The following is an 18800-nucleotide window of genomic DNA, read 5'->3' as shown; positions in this document are numbered from 1 at the left end:
TAAACGCCTGAAAGCGCGCTCGTCAGGCGTATTTAACATTACTTTAGTTAATCATATCAGCCGCCTAATTGCAGCAATGTTAATATCTAATACATGCCCAGTTACAAATTTGTAAGCCCATTTATTAACCCCTCGAACTAACCGCAAAGTTGAGATAATCCCCTATTTCAATAATGCTACTGCTATAATAGCGACCTGCTTCGCTGTTTGCGCCACGCTAACAGTTTGCCAATAAATCATTTAGTTGAGATCCTCAATGCCATTCACCCAACTTGGATTACACAGCGCGCTTATCAAAGCCGTGACTGAACTGGGTTACCAAAGCCCAACGCCAATACAAGCTCAGGCCATTCCCAGCATTCTTGCGGGGAAAAATGTGCTAGCCGCAGCCCAAACCGGTACAGGTAAAACGGCTAGTTTTGTATTACCGTTGCTGCATCGATTTGCTGACGCTCCCAAAATTCGTCCTAAACGGGTACGTACCATCATTCTTACCCCCACACGGGAACTGGCACTGCAGGTTGAACAAAACATCAATCAATATGCCAAATACCTGCCATTAACGGCCATGGCCATGTACGGCGGTGTTGATGCTGCGCCGCAAAAAAAACGTCTGATTGAAGGGGTTGATCTGCTCGTTGCAACGCCTGGGCGTTTGCTGGATATGTATACTCAAAGAGCCATTCGCTTTGATGAAGTCTCAGTATTAGTGCTGGATGAAGCCGATCGTATGCTCGATATGGGCTTTATCGAAGATATTAATAGCATTATTGAAAAGCTGCCTGAGCAGCGGCAAAACCTGCTATTTTCGGCAACCTTATCAAAACAGGTCAAAGCACTGGCTAAAACTGCTATTCCGGATGCCATTGAGATTGAAATCAGTCGTAAAAATGCCGCTTCAACGCAAATTGAGCAGTGGTTAACGACCGTTGATAAAGATCGAAAATCCGCACTATTGAGCCATTTAATTAAAGAGAATAACTGGGCACAGGCATTAATTTTTATCCAAACCAAACACGGCGCTGCCAAATTGGTTAGCCAGTTAGAAAAGCGTGGCATTACCGCGGAGGCTTTTCACAGTGGTCGCAGCCAAGCGGTGCGCGAGCAACTGCTTATCGATTTTAAAGCGGGTAAAGTCTCCTTTTTAGTCGCGACCGGTGTTGCGTCACGCGGTATCGATATCGATGCGCTCGAGCGAGTGATTAACTACGATTTACCCGATGAAGCCGATGACTATATCCATCGCATTGGCCGCACCGGCCGCGCGGGTAATCAAGGTGAAGCCATTTCCTTTGTCTCTAAGGACGATTTTAGAAATCTGTGCGCCATTGAGCGCCGTTTAGGCCATATTATCGAGCGCAAGCATATCGAGGGGTTTGAGCCTAAAAAAGCGGTGCCTATTTCAATTCTCGATTTTGTGCCCAAATCGGCTTCTACATCAGCGCATAAACCCAATAAAAAAGCTCAAGCCTTGCCCTATTCCAGTGGAAAACCCGGCACCTTTGAGGCGACTCAGGCGAAAAAGCACCGTAGTGCTAAATCCAAGCCGCAACCTAAGCAAGCGACAAGGTTAACACAACCCGATGTGAGCGAAAGCACCGAGAAACAACAAACACAAGGTGAAACATCTCTATCATTTAATCCTTGGCTTAGTGGATCTCACACCAAATAACTCACTAACAGAAGCGCAGCATATGATTATTTTCACGACAAATTTTGGCGATATAACCCTCGAACTTGATGTAGAGCGCGCCCCCGTTACCGCCAAAAACTTTATTCGTTACTGTAAAGAAGGTTTTTATGATCACACGATTTTCCATCGTGTAATCAAAGGCTTTATGATCCAAGGCGGTGGCTTTACCGCCAAAATGAAAGAAAAGCCCACCCACGAACCAATTGTCAACGAAGCCAACAAAGGCCTATCGAATGTATTTGGTACTATCGCCATGGCCCGTACCGATGCGCCACACTCGGCAACCGCGCAGTTTTTTATCAATACTGCCAATAATGAGTTTCTAGACCATACGGCACCCACCAATAACGGCTGGGGTTATGCGGTATTTGGTAAAGTCACAGCGGGACTCGAGGTTGTGCTGCAAATTGAAGGCGTAAAAACCACGCGAGTAGCGGGCCATGAAGACGTGCCCCGTGAACCCATCATTATCGAAAAAGTGACGATTATTGAATGACTTTATCTAATCGGTAAAATTGTTTTGCGTGACTGAGCAATGGTCCAGCAATAACGCCACCATTCCTTGATAAATAACGCTTTGGTTTTAAACTCGAGATAGAAAAAAGGAGCAATCAACCGAAATGGTTAGTTGCTCCTTTTTGTTCATTACTATCTGATATTACAGACAAAAGCTGCTTGAATGGTATTAATCCAGATCTTTAAGCGGCCACAGCACGATATGGTCTTCAATATCCTTAATCCTGCGCTCATCTACCACTTTGCCTTGAATCGACATGCCTGCAAGGTGCATGGCTTCCTTCGACCCCGTAAGTAATGGATGCCAGCTTGGTAAGTCTCTGCCAGATGCCAAACGGCGATAGGCGCAGCTATCGGGTAGCCAGGTGAGTTCATGGACATTTTGCGCAGTAATCACAGTACATTGGGGAACATGGCTAAAACGGTCACTATAATGTTTGCAGCTGGCACTTTGGTGATCGAGTAATAGACAAGCCGCATTGGTGTAATACAGCTCTTCAGTTTCATCATCAATCAATTTGTTTAAACAACACTTACCACAACCATCACAGAGGGACTCCCACTCCTGCGACGTCAGCTCGGTTAACGCTTTATTCTGCCAAAATGCCATGTTTACGCTTATCTTCATATAAAAATCCGCTCAATGCGGGCCATTTTACACCAATTTACAGGGGATGCTTAATTCTCTCCGATACATTCACCACAAAGATGCCTAAATAATCGCACTCATCTAAATAATTCACCGCTTGCCAGCGCATTAAGGCACGGTAATTGTTATAGACGAAAGACCTTGATGACTCAGCGCCATAAGACATGTGAGACGAAGGCATGAATATTTTGATGATTGGGCAAATCACTATTATCGAGATGCCTTACCCCAATGGTTGCCACTTACTAGGGCGTGTTGACATTTAAGGGTTATTTTTGCAGCAATTTGGCTGGCGTTTATGCAAGGCAAAGTCCGTGCTATGTAGTTGTTCTACATCAACGGACGATAACGCAGCAGAAACGTCAGTCAAATGCTGCCCGAAGGGTTCGTCAGGCAAGCTCTTGCTCTTACTTTCTGTCATAAGAGCTGCTCGTCATTTGAGTAGAATAACTACACATCATTCCTCGTTTTGCGAGCACGAGCTTGCCAGAACAAACAAAATCTAATCTCGAAACGTCAACACGCCCTAATGTCTGCGGCTGCTTAAATTTAAGAGGAGAGCATTAAAGAAGGAGACTTGCCCTTACGAATTAAGGGCAAGAGGAGCTTTCTATATGCTGCAACAGATTTAAAGACTGTCTTTGGCATTTACCCTGTGCACAGTTACAGACTAGTCTTGAATCCCAAGGCTTTCTCTGTGCTCGGCCAATAAATTAACCTGCGGTGGCGGAATTTGTAAATAAAATCCCTTTTCCTTGAGTGCTGCTCTGACCTTATGAATATCGGCGATACCGAGTGATTCACGCTTAGCAATCGGGAATACCATCACTAACTGAGGCACACCAAACATATCTAACAACGCCTGAGGAACGTCGTCGAAACAGTCCCTTTTGTTTACAAATAAGTAAGTGTCAGCCTTTCGACTACTTTTATAAACCGCACATAGCATAAGAGTATAAATATCCAATAGTTCAAACTTGCCAGTCAATGGGGCACACTATAACATGGTCGCCTAGTAATTTAATTGCAAATCAGCGAACCGACTGATGATTTCTGGAGAATAGTGCCGGGATGTCAAAACCTAGCTTAGAGTTAAAAGGCGCTTCTTTTACTCTTTCAGTGCTTCATATTAATAACAGCGATTTAAATGCTGTCATGGCTGAATTAGATAGCAAATTGGCACAAGCTCCCCAATTTTTTCTGGGTGCCCCTTTAGTCGTCAATCTCAGCGCCATTCAAGATAACGATTTTAATTTACAGGGCTTAAAAGAGTTATTACTTTCCCGCCAGTTAGTTATTGTAGGAATTACTGGTGCAACTAACGTCCTGAGCAACCAAGCTAAAACACTCGGACTTGCCATAGTCAAAGCGGGTAAACAAAGCGTCGCCCCCCCACCAGCACCGCGTCAAACTAAGATTTTGAAGCAAAATATCCGCTCAGGTCAGCAGGTCTATGCAAAAAATGGCGATTTAATCATATTTGGTGCGGTAGGTAATGGCGCAGAAGTCATCGCCGATGGTAGCATTCATATTTATGGTGCGTTACGAGGAAAGGCCATGGCGGGCGCAGCTGGCGACAGCAGTGCGGTAATCATTGCTCATTCCCTCGAGGCAGAATTAGTTTCAATAGCAGGGCAATATTGGCTCGCTGAAAATCTACAACAACATAGCTCAGATAAAGGCGGCTGCATTCGCTTAAATGGCGAGTCGCTTATCGTTGAATCATTGCCCCTCTAAATGGCACAAAAAAGGATAGAGAGAAACATGGCACAAATTATTGTTGTCACTTCAGGTAAAGGTGGTGTTGGTAAAACCACATCCAGTGCGGCGATTGCAACTGGACTTGCACTACAAGGGCATAAAACTGTTGTTATCGATTTCGATATAGGCTTGCGTAACTTGGATCTGATCATGGGCTGCGAGCGCCGCGTCGTCTATGACTTTGTCAATGTCATCAACGGTGAAGCGAATTTAAATCAGGCACTTATCAAAGATAAACGCTGTGAAAAACTGTTTGTACTGCCAGCCTCGCAAACTCGTGATAAAGACGCCCTAACAAAAGAAGGCGTGGGCCGTGTGCTTGACGATTTAGCCAAAGAATTTGAATTTATTATCTGTGATTCCCCTGCAGGTATTGAGCAAGGCGCGATGATGGCATTGTATTTTGCCGATATCGCCATTGTGACGACCAACCCTGAAGTAAGCTCGGTTCGCGACTCTGACCGTATTCTAGGAATGCTGCAAAGTAAGTCACGCCGCGCAGAACTCAGTTTAGAGCCGATAAAAGAGTACTTACTGTTGACTCGTTATTCTCCAAGTCGGGTAAAATCGGGCGAAATGTTAAGTGTTGACGATGTAAAAGAAATCCTTGCCATTGATTTGCTTGGCGTTATCCCTGAATCACAATCCGTACTCAAGGCATCAAACTCCGGAGTACCTGTGATTATCGATCAAGAAAGTGATGCAGGCGCCGCTTATAGTGACACTGTCGCGCGTTTATTGGGTGAAGATGTCCCAGTACGCTTTATTACGGAAGAGAAAAAAGGTTTCTTACAACGGATATTTGGTAGCTAATTATGTCTTTACTCGACTATTTCAAAAGCAAGAAAAAGCCTAGCACCGCGGTAATGGCAAAAGAGCGACTACAAATTATTGTGGCCCATCAGCGTGGACAACGCGATACACCTGACTATTTCCCGCAGATGAAGCAAGAAATCATCGCCGTGATCCGCAAGTATGTGCAGATTTCGGATGATCAAGTTTCAGTGCAATTAGATCAGAATGACGATAACTTGTCGGTACTCGAACTTAACGTGACGTTGCCAGACAGATAAGTCGAGCGTTGGCGTCATCCTCAAATGGGGATGACGCTTTCTGCTGCGCCTTTCTCCTACCCCCATGCTTTAGCTGGGGTAAAATCAAGGCCTAACATCTTAAATGCAAATTTAGGCATCAAATCTTAGGTCAAAACCGAAATGTTAAAAGCAAAATATTGGCGCCTAATCTGTAAAACTTAAACTTCAAGCTTTGCCAATGACTCGGCCGCAATGTCTCCGCGCCAACCGCTTAATACTGTCGGTAATTCCCCTTGTTGTTTATCCCAACGCCATTGTAAATACTCATGAATATGACGTTTGGAGCCCAGCATTTCCATCGGAATAGCATGCTGTTCGCACAGTTCGGTTAAACAGGTTTTAATGGTCTTAAAGGCGGATTTATAACCCGGTTTAAGCGCTAAAACATCAACTAGCTCCGGCAGATTGTTTAAGTCAGCAGTCTGCATTACCCGTAAAATATCTTTACCGTGGATGCGTTTTTCCTGCTCAGTTAAATCGTTCAATTTAAACAAATCACTTATGCTTTTAGGCTGTTTTTTCGCTAGCGCAATCAAGCCATGATCTTTAATCACAAAGCCTAAGGCTAAATCCCGTGCCAAAGCTTTTTCTAAACGCCATTTAGCCAGCACTTTAAGGTAAGCCAATTGAGGCTCGGTTAATTGAAATGCGTTTTTTACTTTAAGGTATGCAGTCTCGACATCGGGAGGAGCTAAACGCCCTTCAGTCATCCGCTCACCTTCTTCATAAAGCCAATCTAAACGGCCTTGCGCTTTAAGCTTGTCGGCGAGTTGCGGATAAAGTTGATAAAGATACAACACATCATTGGCGGCGTAGCTAAGTTGCGCCTCGGTTAAGGGACGACGTATCCAGTCGGTGCGTGACTCGCCCTTATCAATCACTTCACCTAAGCAGGTTTCGACTAACTTGGCATAACCTAAGCCATGGCCCATACCGCATAATGAAGCCGCAATTTGGCTATCAAATAAGGGCGTAGGTTGGCGCTGGCCATAATGGGCGAAGACTTCTAAATCCTCACTGCAGGAATGTACTAGCTTGATAATGTTTGGATTATCTAACAAAGCCCAAAATGCACCGAGATTGGGTAAAGCCACAGGGTCAATCAAAGCTAAGGTGTTACCATCATAAGCTTGGATCAGGCCAAGCTTAGCGTAATACGTACGTGTGCGCACAAACTCGGTATCTAATACCAGTACTGCGCTCTGTTGATATTGAGCGACGAGGACATTGAGGCTCGCTTCGTCGCTCACATAGTGAAACACTGACAAATTCTTCTCCAGTTCCTGTGGGATAATCACATCCATAAAAACAAAAGCCGGCTTATTGCCGGCTTCAATCTTACGCGCGCTTGACTTCGTCTCTCAGTTCTCGTCGCAAGATCTTACCCACATTGGTTTTAGGTAACTCGTCCCTAAATTCTACCAGCTTCGGCACTTTATATCCCGTTAAATGCACTCGGCAATGCTTAATGATGTCTTCAGCGGTTAAAGATTTATCTTTCGCCACCACAAACACCTTCACTAACTCGCCACTCGCATCATTAGGAACCCCTACTGCCGCAACTTCTATCACCTTAGGATGTAAAGCAACAACCTCTTCCACTTCATTGGGGAAGACGTTAAAGCCAGAAACTAAAATCATGTCTTTCTTACGATCAACAATATAGAAGAAACCCTGTTCATCCATATAACCAATATCGCCCGTGGCGAGCCAGCCGTCTTTATCAATCACTTTGGCTGTCTCTTCTGGACGCTGCCAATAGCCTTTCATGATCTGTGGGCCTTTGCCAAATAGCTCACCTGTCTCGCCTTGGGGCAACACATTACCCGCATCATCACGCACTTGAATGAGTGTAGATGGCGCAGGAAAACCGATAGAACCGTTATAACCGTCTAAGTTATAGGGACAGCATGTTAACAGGGGCGAGGCTTCAGTTAACCCATAACCTTCAAGTAAACGGGTTTTAGTGATGCTCTGCCATTTATCGGCCACGGCTTTTTGCACGGCCATACCGCCACCAATGGATAATTTGAGGCGAGAAAAATCCAGCTCAGCAAAATCACTACTATTCACTAAGGCATTAAACAGGGTGTTAACACCTGTCAGGGCGGTAAAAGGATATTTCTTGAGTTCAGCCACAAACCCTGGAATATCCCGAGGGTTAGTGATTAAGAGGTTCTGACTGCCCTTATGTAAAAACAGTAAGCAATTCACTGTTAAGGCAAAAATATGGTAAAGCGGTAATGCAGTTACAACAAATTCAGTACCATCCCGCAGTGCCGGAGAATAAGCACCGTTGGCCTGCAACACGTTTGCCACCACATTACTGTGGGTTAACATGGCGCCCTTTGAAACCCCAGTCGTACCACCAGTATATTGCAAAAAGGCAAGGTCACCCCCAGTGATTACGGGTTTGACATACTGCATTCTGCGACCTCTTGACAAGGTTTCGCGCATCGAAAGGGCATGGGGTAGATCGTATTTAGGCACCAGTTTTTTAATATATTTAACAACAAAGTTAACTAAGGTGCGTTTTGGCGCACTTAGTTGATCGCCTAAACTAGTGATAATGACACTTTTCACGGGCGTTTGATCGACCACTTCTTCTAAGGTGCGGGCGAAGTTAGACACCACAACAATGGCTTTGGCGCCCGAGTCAATCAACTGATGTTTGAGCTCTCGCGGGGTATAAAGTGGGTTAACGTTAACCACCACCATACCAGCACGTAATACCCCAAATAACGCAATAGGATATTGCAACAGATTGGGCATCATCAGTGCGACACGATCGCCCTTTTGTAGCTTCAATTCATTTTGTAAATAAGCAGCAAAAGCACGGCTACTTTCTTCAAGTTTACGGTAAGTTAGCGTGGCCCCCATGTTGATAAATGCAGGTTGATCCGCATACTTAGCCACCGCGGTCTCGAACATATCGATAAGCGATGAATACTGATCCACATTAATCTCAGCAGGCACATCTTTTGGTAAATGTTTAATCCAAGGCTGATCCACTACTTTCTCCTAAATCCCCACAACTGCGGACACGGTACCCTTACTACCGCTAATACTCGACAAATACCGAGTTAAAATACCGACTTACATTTTATTGTTATTGATTTACCCGGATAAATCATACGGGCGTTTTAATTTTGATCATCATCACATAAAAGAAACAAAAAACCTAGTGTCTTTTTTATGTTAGTAAAAGCAATTATTCGACAAAACGTTGGATTAACTGACTAACCGCTTGCGCATTATCCATATGCACATGATGGTCCCCCTCAAGCATATGTTCAGACAAATTGCTGAACCATTTCCTTGCTTTAGGTAGCGCCGTATGTAATTGGCTAAAACCTTGTTTGCCGCAGATGAGTAAGGTAACCACCGAAATATTTTGCATTAAAGCATCAACCTGCTCAAAGGTCAGTCGCATTGGCGAGTCGAGCCTTAATCTTGGATCACTTCGCCAAACAACTCCATCAGAAGTCGCTTGCATATTGCGGTCAAGTAATAGTCGACACCACGGTTCGGCCAATCCGGTTAAATGCACTCTAGCCTTAACTGCCGTTTCCAGACTATCGTAGACTCTCATCCGTTTATGTTTTTGCGCTAAAAATTTCTCATGTTGGTAAAAGCTTTTCCTCAGCCGCGATTTGGTTTGGGTTGCTGACTCATATAAGGGGCTTAAGGCCTCAATTAAAATCAGCTTATTAACCTTTTCTGGAAATGCTGCCGTATACGCAGAGGCGATAATCCCCCCTAATGAATGCCCAATAATAGCCAGTGGCTTTTGTGGCAAAATCGCCAGTAACGCATCGAGATCGTATAAATAGTCAATCCAGTGTAATGGGTAATGTCCCGGCCGATGCGCCGAAAAACCATGACCGGGCCAATCTATGGCAAGAATTTGGTAATCTGACAAATACTCAGCGAGAGGCTCAAAACTGTTGGCATTGTCTAACCAGCCATGCAACGCGAGCAATAATGGCTTATCTTTCGCTCCCCATAATCGACCACTCAGCTTGATATGGGGTAACACAAACTCGACTTGATTTTTGGGGGCGAAAGATTGCCACATATTGCCTCTAATGTCAGGTGATTAGCGGGATTTTTTGACAAATTTGAGCGTCATGCGATCACTCTCACCAATTGCTTGGTATTTTTCTTTATCTGTATCACCTAAAGCAAAGGAAGGTGGCAACGTCCATACTCCCTTGGCATAGTCCTTAGTGTCTTTCGGATTGGCGTTGATTTCGGAGCTTTCGGCTAAGGTGAAACCGACCTTTTTGGCCAGCGCGATCATCTCGTCTTGATCCATATAGCCCGTGCTCATATTCATGCCTTTATTGGCTCTATGTTCGACGACGCCAAATACACCGCCATCTTTAAGCACTTTGTAAGAAGCGGCAAACACGTTTTCGAGCTGGTCGCTTGAAGCCCAATTATGTAAGTTACGGAAAGTTAATACCAAGTCAGCACTGCCATCGGCACCTAAATTCATTTTGGCTGGAGGGTCGAGAACCACCATTTTCGCATTACCAAATAAGGCTTTATTGGCCGTCATCCAAGTATCGAATTTCACGCCGGCATTGGCTCGATAGCGATTACCAGGGGTGTCCGTGCTGGGGGTAGTTTCGAAACTGGCGGCAATATATTGTCCCTTAGGCGCAAGATAAGGGGCAAGGATTTCAGTGTACCAGCCATTACCTGGCCAAAGTTCAATCACGGTTTGTGTTGGGGTTATACCAAAAAATGTAAGGGTTTCTGCGGGGTGACGATAAATATCGCGGCTAGCGTTTTTGGCTTGGCGAAAATCACTTTTAATGGCTTTATCTAATGCTTCATCTGCATTGGCCATACCGGAACAGAGACCAGCAATCAGCATACTGGCGATGAGTGTGACTTTTTTCATAATAATTCTCCTTGGATACCGAAGACTTAAGCTAGCAGTCTATATAAAAAAATCCAAGAATTAGCCGCATAAGTTGACCATTTAGGCTGTAAATATTTGTGATGCCATAGGAGCATTAATGTGCGATGTATTAACGAGAGATGGCGGAATCCACCCGCCGCCAAGCCATATACAAGGCGCAGATACTGCAAAACAACCAAATGGCGACCCAAATCCACGCTGGTATCCATGAACGATCAGCCAGCAGCACCGCATCGCCCTGCCCTTCGAGTCCGAGCAATACCGTTGGGCTTGCCAGCGCATTGAGCATGATCATCAAACCAATAATGCGTAAAAATTGCGTGAGGATTTTATTTTTGCTGAGTTTTAACGGCAGTAACAACACTATCGTCAGTACCGCTAAAATGGCTAAGGTGAGCAAATCTCGCCCCCACAGCAGGCCACTTAGCACCACTAAACCGCCTAAAAACGCAAAGCTTAGGCGAATGCCCTTAGGCCAAGTCGCCAACAGATAAATAAGGTATCCCCAACAGGCTGCGCCAAAATAGCCCGCAAATCCAATCACCAGTGGCGAGCCACCTTGGCTAAAGCAAAAACCCGCACCATTGGGAAAGAGTTGAATATGACTCACTATGCCGCCACTGAGCACTGTCGCGATCCCATGGGACAACTCGTGGAAATAGCTCTCTAACCACTTAAAAGGTACACTCAGATAAGGAATGCGCGTCAAAATGAGGGCCAGCATCAGCTCGATGATAAACAAACCACGGCTCGGAAGGCCGCCAGTTAAACGAGGTGTAAAACGGGATTGAGAAGACACGGACGCACTATCAGGCATAAATATCCACACCCACCATCTGCTGAATCTCTTCACGTTTGGCGGCATGTTGCGTTTGTAGGTATTGGGCGATAGCCCCTTGATGTCCTCGGGTACTTTGCTCGTATTCGAGTTGGGCACCGAGTCTGGATTGTAGGTTTTGTGATGATCCTTCATCGGTATCGTCAAAGGCTAAGGCAGAAACCGCATCGAGCTCAATCACAGGGCGCGGCGCTTCCGTGGGCGACATTCCCTGTATGATCGCGGGGCGATTACTCGCAACCGCTTGTGTCAAACTCGTTTGAAGCGAATTTACCTGCATCGAAATGCCCAGTTAATATCCTAGTAGTCCTAGTTAGTATTATTAGGCTGTTGTGACAAACGCCTAACTAAGATTTGATGTCTACATCGTGAACCAATGCAGACAGTTTAGATTCTAACGTATCATGGGGAATAATGAACAGTTTATTCACGTCCCGGTAACTTTTTCCATGTCACAGTATCACGAAGATATACAGGCTCGAGTTCATCGACACTGGTGGTTAATCCCGCTTTGATACCCGCTTCGGCCAGCGCTAACATGGCTCGGGCATCGGGATACTTCACCGCCGCTAAGGAGGTAATGCCGCTGCCTAGAGCTAATAACTCGGGATAAGCATCAAACCCAGAGCCACAGCCGACAATGGCTTTATTAAGATCGAATACCAGCTCGACCTGCTCTGGCGCGCTCACTACCTCTTTACCGACTAATGTAGCAATGCCATCGACGGCAACAAATTGGCCCCAATACACTTCTCCCATGCGCGCATCGATACAACAGAGCACTTGCTCGGCAGCGTGCTCAGCAATCGCCATTTGTGCCATGGCCGCTAAGGTGGAAATGCCGATAACGGGTAAGTCTAACCCTAGGGCTAAACCTTGAGTCATGCTGGTGCAAATACGGATCCCCGTAAAACTGCCTGGCCCACGGCCGTAGGCAATCGCATCCAGTTTATCTAAGCCGACATTGGCTTGTTTTAATACTGCTTCCACCATGGGCAATAAACGCTGACTATGCTCCCGAGGCGCATCGGCTAACTCAGCAAAAACCTGTCCTTGATAATACAGGGCAGCCGAACAAGCTTCGGTACAAGTGTCGAGGGCGAGAATACAAACAGAGTCTTGGGGTGTTGTCATATAAAAACCGCGCTGTGGGTATAGTTGGGCAGAAGAATAGCGACTTATTAAAGCCCTGCACTATACCAAGTGTAAATTGGCGCAAATGATAACATCAAATAATCGAAAGCAAAGGCTTTAAAACGGCGGCTAATGGCTCGATTGGCTTAGCGCTGGGTTTGTGATCGCCATCACTAACTCAACAACCTCTTCGGCCTTGGTCCAAATACAGGGAAACTTTTGCCCTATTTTAGGTCTGAGCAAACAGTGCTGAAGCTTTTGTCTCACTTAATCAAGTTCACTAAAGCACCAACAAGTACAACCTAAGCATCGTTTTAACTCTCTCCCTTTGACGCGAAACTTCGCGTGATGCTTTTACACTGTTAATAAGGAAATTCAATGAGCAGTACACAAGAAAAATCCCTCAAACCTCTTCGCCGTTTAAGACGCCTACGCCGCACTGAAGCCATGCGTGATCTCGTGCGTGAAACCCAGATTTCCCTAAGCGACTTAGTTCACCCACTTTTTATTGAAGAGCACATCAACCAAGCCGTACCCATTTCAACCTTACCGGGGATCTGCCGTCTGCCCGAAAGTGCGCTTGCCGATGAAATCCAAAGGCTTTACGCCCTAGGGATCCGCTATGTGATGCCCTTTGGTATTTCCCACACCAAAGATGCACAGGGCAGCGACACTTGGGATGACAATGGCTTACTCGCACGGATGATCCGCACCATCAAAACCGCCGCGCCAGAGATAATGGTGATCCCCGATATTTGTTTTTGTGAATATACCGACCATGGACACTGCGGCGTATTGCACCATGACGAAGTCTGTAACGATCAAACCGTGGCTAACTTAGTCAAACAATCCATTACCGCCGCCAAAGCCGGAGCCGATATGCTGGCGCCATCGGCGATGATGGACGGCCAGATAAAAGCCATTCGCCAAGGACTGGATGAGGCAGGATTTGAACACATTGCCATTTTGGCCCATGCAGCCAAATTCGCCTCCTCCTTCTATGGGCCTTTTAGGGCCGCGGTGGATTGTGAACTTAGTGGAAACCGTAAAGGCTACCAACTCGATTACGCCAATGGTCGCCAAGCCTTGCTCGAAGCGCTGCTCGATGAAGAGGAAGGCGCGGATATTTTGATGGTGAAACCCGGCACGCCCTATTTGGATGTGTTAAGTCGCCTAAGACAAGAAACCCACCTTCCCTTAGCGGCTTATCAAGTCGGCGGCGAATATGCCGGCATTAAGTTTGCCGCACTGGCGGGCGCCCTCGATGAGCGCGCCGTCGTCACCGAAACCTTTATAGGGTTAAAGCGTGCCGGCGCCGATTTAATTGTCAGTTATTACGCAAAACAATATGCCGAGTGGTTAGCGCAATCCCGTTAATGCACTGAGTCTTCAGCCTATCAGGCAAGCAATTAACGGAAACGCCACCCTAATCGGTGGCGTTTTTTATCCGTCATTTTGGTCGCACATTAAGCCTATGCTTGTAGCTCTGCAAAGAGGGCTCTTACCTTTTCAACCTTTGGACGCACCACAATTTGGCAATAGGGCTGCTCGCCATGCAGGGCGAAGTAATCATTGTGGTAATCCTCCGCGGGATAAAAAGACTCAAAGGCCACCACTTGAGTGACGATCGGCGCATCAAATACCCTTGCCTCGGTTAATTTGGCAATCATGGCATTGGTTTCTTCAATCTGCGCCGCATCGTGGGCAAAGACGACGGAGCGATACTGCGGCCCTTTATCATTACCTTGGCGGTTGAGCGTGGTGGGATCGTGACTCTCAAATAACACCTGCAGCAGCGTTGTAAAGCTGATTTGTGCGGGGTCAAACTCGATGTGCACCACTTCGGCATGCCCAGTTAATCCCGAACACACCGACTTATAATCGGCATCGCTAGCATCCCCACCTGAGTAACCAGAGCTGACATTCAGCACGCCCTTCAGGCTCTTAAAAATCGCTTCAACACACCAAAAACAGCCCGCACCAAAGGTGGCAAAGGCCGTTTTATGCGTTAATGTTGTCACCTCATCGGCCGCTTGAAACACCATGGAGACAGAATTAACGCAGTGACGAATATTCTTTGGCGTTAAATATTCTCCTTCAAACACATGGCCTAAATGACCGCCACACTGACTACAGACGATCTCGGTACGGCGACCATCGGCGTCAACATGACGACTCACAGCGCCCGGAATTTCATCATCGAAGGCTGGCCAACCACAGTGGGCATTAAACTTATCTTCTGAGCGATACAAAGGTGCATGGCATTTTTTGCACAAATACACGCCTTTGGCGTCATGTTGATAATACTCACCGCTAAAGGGACGTTCAGTGCCCTTTTCTTCTATGACATAGCGTTCAAAATCAGTCAGTTTGTTCATAAAAGTCTCCTTTAGCTCCTAAGGTATTCGCCTGCATAAGACCGTTTATTCCTTAGGTTTATTGCGCCTCGGCCTGAATTGGCTTTTTGGCATAGTAGCCGCTTTAGTCGATAAAATCCTGTTGATTGAGCCATTGCTTAAATAACTGGAGGAAAATTCAGCAGTAATCTCAGTCCATCGTCTTGAGTGTTTGCACCAAGCAAAGTGCAAAGCTACACTTGCTGCGGGTCAATTCTCTACCCAAATGCTTTCTATTTTGGCCGCTTTGCACTAGGGCTTAGCGCACCATACCGATAATGAGATAAGTGGCAATGACTCCTTACCTTTATCCTTAGAAAGTGTTTGGTTAACAACCATATATAACAAGTAGAAACAATATGAAATTAGAAACCATTGATTATCGCGCAGCCGATAGCGCCAAACGCTTTGTCGAATCCCTACGTGAAACGGGCTTTGGTGTGCTCTCTAACCACCCTATCGATAAAGAGCTGGTCGAAAACATTTACGCTGAGTGGCAAGCCTTTTTCAATTCTGACGCTAAGAACGAGTTTATGTTCAATCGTGAAACCCACGATGGCTTCTTCCCCGCGTCGATTTCTGAAACAGCAAAAGGCCACACGGTTAAAGACATCAAAGAGTATTACCACGTGTACCCTTGGGGTCGTATTCCAGATTCACTGCGTTCCAATATTCTGGCTTACTATGAAAAAGCTAATGCGCTGGCCGCTGAACTGTTAGAGTGGATTGAAACCTACTCGCCAGACGAGGTTAAAGCTAAGTTCTCGATTCCGCTGCCAGAAATGATTGCCGACAGCCACAAAACCCTGCTGCGCATTCTGCATTACCCACCGATGACGGGCGATGAAGAAATGGGCGCTATTCGCGCAGCGGCCCACGAAGATATTAACCTTATCACTGTGCTGCCCGCGGCCAACGAGCCAGGGTTGCAAGTCAAAGCCAAAGACGGCTCTTGGTTAGATGTGCCAAGTGATTTTGGCAATATTATCATCAACATTGGTGATATGTTGCAGGAAGCCTCGGGTGGTTACTTCCCATCAACCTCACACCGCGTAATTAACCCAGAAGGCACGGATAAGACTAAGTCGCGTATTTCACTGCCCTTATTCTTACACCCTAAACCTTCGGTCGTGCTGTCTGAGCGTTATACCGCCGACAGCTACCTAATGGAAAGATTACGCGAGCTAGGCGTACTTTAAGCAATACATGCTCAAATTCGCATCAAGATTAAGCAATTAAGCGCCTTCGGGCGCTTTTTTTATGACATTCGTCGCCTTCAAGGTAGAATAAGCGTCTTTAGGTCATTTAGAACAAGGCGCTATCATGGCAATTCAATGGTATCCGGGGCACATGCACAAGGCACGCAAAGAGATCGAAGAGGCTATGCCTCAGGTCGATCTAGTAATTGAGGTGCTGGACGCCCGTATTCCCTACAGTAGTGAAAACCCCATGGTGTCAAAGCTTCGCGGCGACAAACCTTGTATTAAGCTACTGAATAAATCCGACTTAGCCGATCCCGACATTACCGCCCAGTGGATTGAATATCTTGAGCGTGAACAAGGGGTAAAAGCCACAGCGATTACCACATTGCAACCGGGTATGTTAAAAATGCTGCCGGATCTTTGTCGTAAGTTAGTACCGAGTCGCGATAAAACTGAAAAAGATATTCGCACTATGATCATGGGGATCCCAAACGTGGGTAAGTCCACCATTATCAACACCTTAGCCGGTCGCGTTATCGCCAAAACCGGTAACGAACCCGCCGTCACCAAAACCCAGCAGCGCATTAACCTGCGCAACGGTATTGTGCTCTCGGACACGCCAGGGATTTTATGGCCTAAGGTTGATAACGAAGCTAGTAGCTATCGCCTTGCCGTCACGGGTGCCATTAAAGATACCGCTATGGAATACGAAGATGTGGCGCTGTTTGCCGCAGGTTATTTCTTAAAGGCCTATCCGAAGGAAATTTGCGAGCGTTATAACATCAGCGAGTTACCTAAGGATGATATGGCGTTACTCGAAGAAATCGGCCGTAAACGTGGCGCCCTGCGTCCCGGTGGTCGCATCGATTTGCATAAAGCCTCGGAAGTCGTATTACACGATTACCGCTCAGGTCGAATTGGCCTGTTATCCCTTGAAACGCCTGCGATGGCTGAAATCGAAAAAGCCGAAGTGGAACGCATTCTGGCTGAAAAGGCCGCCGAGAAAGCCGCGAAGCTAGAAGCTGAAAAACTGAAACGCTCTGGCAAACGTCATAACGTTTAATATTAGGTTGAACACTCTTAAATATCAGTGAATTCCATTGGTAAATGCTCTACCGCCCCGTTAATGGGGCGGATGTTCATTAAAGATAACCAGTGGTCATTTTTATCATTAGCGCGACCAATCGATTTTGCCATATAGGACATTCTTTAAGACATTCAGAATTAAATTGTTAGTTCTAGGGCGTGTTGACGTTTCGAGATTAGATTTTGTTCGTTCTGGCAAGCTCGTGCTCGCGAAACGAGGAATGATGTGTCGTTATTCTACTCAAATGACGAGCGGCTCTTATGACAGAAAGTAAGGGCCAGAGCTTGCCATTTCTGCTGCATAATCGTCCGGTAAAAAAAGTGAGGCTGTCCATAATTGAACAGCATCACCTTAGCTGTGCATGCGTTAAGTGTTAGCTTGCTTGGTTTTGTTTTTCTCTGCAGCTTGTTTGCGCAGTGCTTCTTTCTTTTGTCGACGGGCTTCAATCACATGATTCACATCACTACCAATATGAGCCTCATTACGGGATTTAGCTAAATTCACTTGGCGTTCACGTTCAACAAAACGCTTTCGCTGCTCCTCAGAAATCTTATCAATACAATGTGGGCAACTCACGCCTTGCACATAAGCTGGGGATAGTTTTTCCGCTTCAGTGATTGGCATACGACAAGCATTGCATTGATCGTATTGGCCTTTCTTTAAATCATGGTCGACCGCCACACGATTATCGAAGACAAAACATTCGCCTTCCCACAGGCTTTCTTCCTGTTTGACTTCTTCAAGGTATTTAAGGATGCCACCTTCGAGGTGATACACTTCTTCAAAGCCTTGCTCTTTTAAATAAGCGGTTGATTTTTCGCAGCGAATACCGCCAGTACAGAACATCGCCACTTTTTTATGCTTGGCAGGATCGAGATTCTGCTTAACATACTCAGGGAATTCTCTGAAGGTTTCGGTCACGGGGTTAATGGCATTTTTAAAGGTGCCGATTTGCACCTCATAGTCGTTACGGGTATCCACTAGGATGACTTCAGGATCGGAAATCAGCGCGTTCCAGTCCTGTGGCTTAACGTAAGTGCCCACCACTTTAAGCGGATCGATACCCTCGACGCCCATGGTGACGATTTCTTTTTTCAGCTTCACCTTGGTGCGGTAGAAAGGCATTTCGTCGTCAAAGGATAACTTGTAAACGATGTTTTCAAGGCCATTTTGGTTATTCAGCCAAGCCAGCAGTGCGTCGATAGCCGCTTGAGTGCCGGCCACAGTGCCGTTAATCCCCTCACTTGCCAGCAACAATGTGCCTTTAATCTCGGCCTGTTCCATCATGGACAGGAGTGGCTCACGCAGCGACTCAAAATGCGGTAATGAAACAAACTTATATAAAGCACAAACAACAACATTAGACATAACACCCTCAACTGCTGGCTGGAACTTAATTTCCAGTGCATTAACCAATAATCACCCAAGCCTAAGCTAGGTCGCAAAAATAGGGCGAAATTCTACCTGAGTCACAGTCGGATAAACACAGACAAAAAC

The 18800-nt window shown here is 46.1% G+C and carries 20 protein-coding genes; 8 read left to right on the top strand and 12 right to left on the bottom strand.

Going from position 1 to position 18800, the window contains the following annotated elements:
• The first annotated feature begins 256 nt into the window (after positions 1 to 256).
• Both FJD32_RS10825 and FJD32_RS10820 read left to right on the top strand, forming a co-directional pair.
• Positions 257 to 1672, top strand: a complete 1416-nt coding sequence (locus tag FJD32_RS10825) for a DEAD/DEAH box helicase (RefSeq protein WP_140907013.1) — start codon at positions 257 to 259, stop codon at positions 1670 to 1672.
• A 22-nt stretch (positions 1673 to 1694) separates the two neighbouring features.
• On the top strand, positions 1695 to 2189 hold the full coding sequence (locus FJD32_RS10820) for a peptidylprolyl isomerase (protein WP_037419214.1): 495 nt from the start codon (positions 1695 to 1697) through the stop codon (positions 2187 to 2189).
• 189 nt (positions 2190 to 2378) lie between these two features.
• On the opposite strand, the gene FJD32_RS10815 is transcribed toward FJD32_RS10820, so the two are convergent.
• From FJD32_RS10815 to FJD32_RS10805, 3 genes are all read right to left on the bottom strand, one after another.
• Positions 2379 to 2819, bottom strand: a complete 441-nt coding sequence (locus tag FJD32_RS10815; RefSeq protein ID WP_037419163.1) for a YcgN family cysteine cluster protein — start codon at positions 2817 to 2819, stop codon at positions 2379 to 2381.
• Between the two features lie 301 nt (positions 2820 to 3120).
• Complete coding sequence (locus tag FJD32_RS10810) at positions 3121 to 3279, bottom strand: hypothetical protein (RefSeq protein WP_181159821.1); 159 nt, start codon at positions 3277 to 3279, stop codon at positions 3121 to 3123.
• Between the two features lie 249 nt (positions 3280 to 3528).
• The gene (locus FJD32_RS10805; protein ID WP_037430455.1) at positions 3529 to 3807 is read right to left on the bottom strand and encodes a YcgL domain-containing protein; all 279 of its coding nucleotides are present in this window, start codon (positions 3805 to 3807) and stop codon (positions 3529 to 3531) included.
• A 122-nt stretch (positions 3808 to 3929) separates the two neighbouring features.
• On the opposite strand from FJD32_RS10805, the gene minC reads away from it, so the two are divergent.
• From minC to minE, 3 genes are read left to right on the top strand one after another with little or no spacing between them, the layout of a single operon-like run.
• Positions 3930 to 4595 (top strand): septum site-determining protein MinC, encoded by a 666-nt coding sequence (minC, locus tag FJD32_RS10800; protein WP_037419169.1) that lies wholly within the window; start codon positions 3930 to 3932, stop codon positions 4593 to 4595.
• A 27-nt stretch (positions 4596 to 4622) separates the two neighbouring features.
• Positions 4623 to 5432 (top strand): septum site-determining protein MinD, encoded by an 810-nt coding sequence (gene minD, locus FJD32_RS10795; protein ID WP_037419172.1) that lies wholly within the window; start codon positions 4623 to 4625, stop codon positions 5430 to 5432.
• 2 nt (positions 5433 to 5434) lie between these two features.
• Positions 5435 to 5692, top strand: coding sequence for a cell division topological specificity factor MinE (gene minE, locus FJD32_RS10790; RefSeq protein ID WP_007648439.1), 258 nt, complete (start codon positions 5435 to 5437; stop codon positions 5690 to 5692).
• Between the two features lie 179 nt (positions 5693 to 5871).
• Here the strand turns inward: minE and rnd are convergent, their stop codons facing one another.
• The 7 genes from rnd to tsaB all read right to left on the bottom strand — a co-directional run bounded on the left by rnd (position 5872) and on the right by tsaB (position 12618).
• Entirely contained in the window at positions 5872 to 6981 is a 1110-nt protein-coding gene (rnd, locus tag FJD32_RS10785; protein ID WP_181159823.1) for a ribonuclease D, read from the bottom strand.
• Between the two features lie 70 nt (positions 6982 to 7051).
• On the bottom strand, positions 7052 to 8725 hold the full coding sequence (gene fadD / locus FJD32_RS10780; protein ID WP_037430423.1) for a long-chain-fatty-acid--CoA ligase FadD: 1674 nt from the start codon (positions 8723 to 8725) through the stop codon (positions 7052 to 7054).
• A gap of 199 nt (positions 8726 to 8924) precedes the next feature.
• A complete protein-coding gene (locus tag FJD32_RS10775) occupies positions 8925 to 9791 on the bottom strand; it encodes an alpha/beta hydrolase (protein WP_140907014.1) in 867 nt (288 codons plus the stop codon).
• Between the two features lie 21 nt (positions 9792 to 9812).
• Complete coding sequence (locus FJD32_RS10770; RefSeq protein WP_037430429.1) at positions 9813 to 10625, bottom strand: class I SAM-dependent methyltransferase; 813 nt, start codon at positions 10623 to 10625, stop codon at positions 9813 to 9815.
• A 130-nt stretch (positions 10626 to 10755) separates the two neighbouring features.
• Positions 10756 to 11463 (bottom strand): M50 family metallopeptidase, encoded by a 708-nt coding sequence (locus tag FJD32_RS10765; RefSeq protein ID WP_037419184.1) that lies wholly within the window; start codon positions 11461 to 11463, stop codon positions 10756 to 10758.
• On the bottom strand, positions 11456 to 11764 hold the full coding sequence (locus FJD32_RS10760) for a hypothetical protein (protein WP_047533683.1): 309 nt from the start codon (positions 11762 to 11764) through the stop codon (positions 11456 to 11458). The genes FJD32_RS10765 and FJD32_RS10760 overlap by 8 nt, the downstream gene beginning before the upstream one ends.
• 143 nt (positions 11765 to 11907) lie before the next feature.
• The gene (tsaB, locus tag FJD32_RS10755; protein ID WP_140907015.1) at positions 11908 to 12618 is read right to left on the bottom strand and encodes a tRNA (adenosine(37)-N6)-threonylcarbamoyltransferase complex dimerization subunit type 1 TsaB; all 711 of its coding nucleotides are present in this window, start codon (positions 12616 to 12618) and stop codon (positions 11908 to 11910) included.
• 378 nt (positions 12619 to 12996) lie between these two features.
• Between tsaB and hemB the strand changes: the two genes are divergently transcribed.
• The gene (hemB, locus tag FJD32_RS10750) at positions 12997 to 13995 is read left to right on the top strand and encodes a porphobilinogen synthase (protein WP_140907016.1); all 999 of its coding nucleotides are present in this window, start codon (positions 12997 to 12999) and stop codon (positions 13993 to 13995) included.
• Positions 13996 to 14090: 95 nt separating this feature from the next.
• On the opposite strand, the gene FJD32_RS10745 is transcribed toward hemB, so the two are convergent.
• Positions 14091 to 14996 (bottom strand): bifunctional methionine sulfoxide reductase B/A protein, encoded by a 906-nt coding sequence (locus FJD32_RS10745; RefSeq protein WP_140907017.1) that lies wholly within the window; start codon positions 14994 to 14996, stop codon positions 14091 to 14093.
• 377 nt (positions 14997 to 15373) lie between these two features.
• Between FJD32_RS10745 and FJD32_RS10740 the strand changes: the two genes are divergently transcribed.
• Together FJD32_RS10740 and ylqF are read left to right on the top strand one after the other, a co-directional pair.
• On the top strand, positions 15374 to 16213 hold the full coding sequence (locus tag FJD32_RS10740; RefSeq protein ID WP_140907018.1) for a 2OG-Fe(II) oxygenase family protein: 840 nt from the start codon (positions 15374 to 15376) through the stop codon (positions 16211 to 16213).
• A 124-nt stretch (positions 16214 to 16337) separates the two neighbouring features.
• Entirely contained in the window at positions 16338 to 17279 is a 942-nt protein-coding gene (ylqF, locus tag FJD32_RS10735; protein ID WP_037419203.1) for a ribosome biogenesis GTPase YlqF, read from the top strand.
• Positions 17280 to 17669: 390 nt separating this feature from the next.
• On the opposite strand, the gene FJD32_RS10730 is transcribed toward ylqF, so the two are convergent.
• Complete coding sequence (locus tag FJD32_RS10730; RefSeq protein WP_037418375.1) at positions 17670 to 18671, bottom strand: rhodanese-related sulfurtransferase; 1002 nt, start codon at positions 18669 to 18671, stop codon at positions 17670 to 17672.
• Positions 18672 to 18800: the final 129 nt, after the last annotated feature.

The sequence above is a fragment of the Shewanella sp. LC6 genome (genome assembly GCF_006385735.2).
GTDB lineage: Bacteria > Pseudomonadota > Gammaproteobacteria > Enterobacterales > Shewanellaceae > Shewanella > Shewanella xiamenensis.
This window is presented reverse-complemented; position numbering and strand designations above follow the sequence as displayed.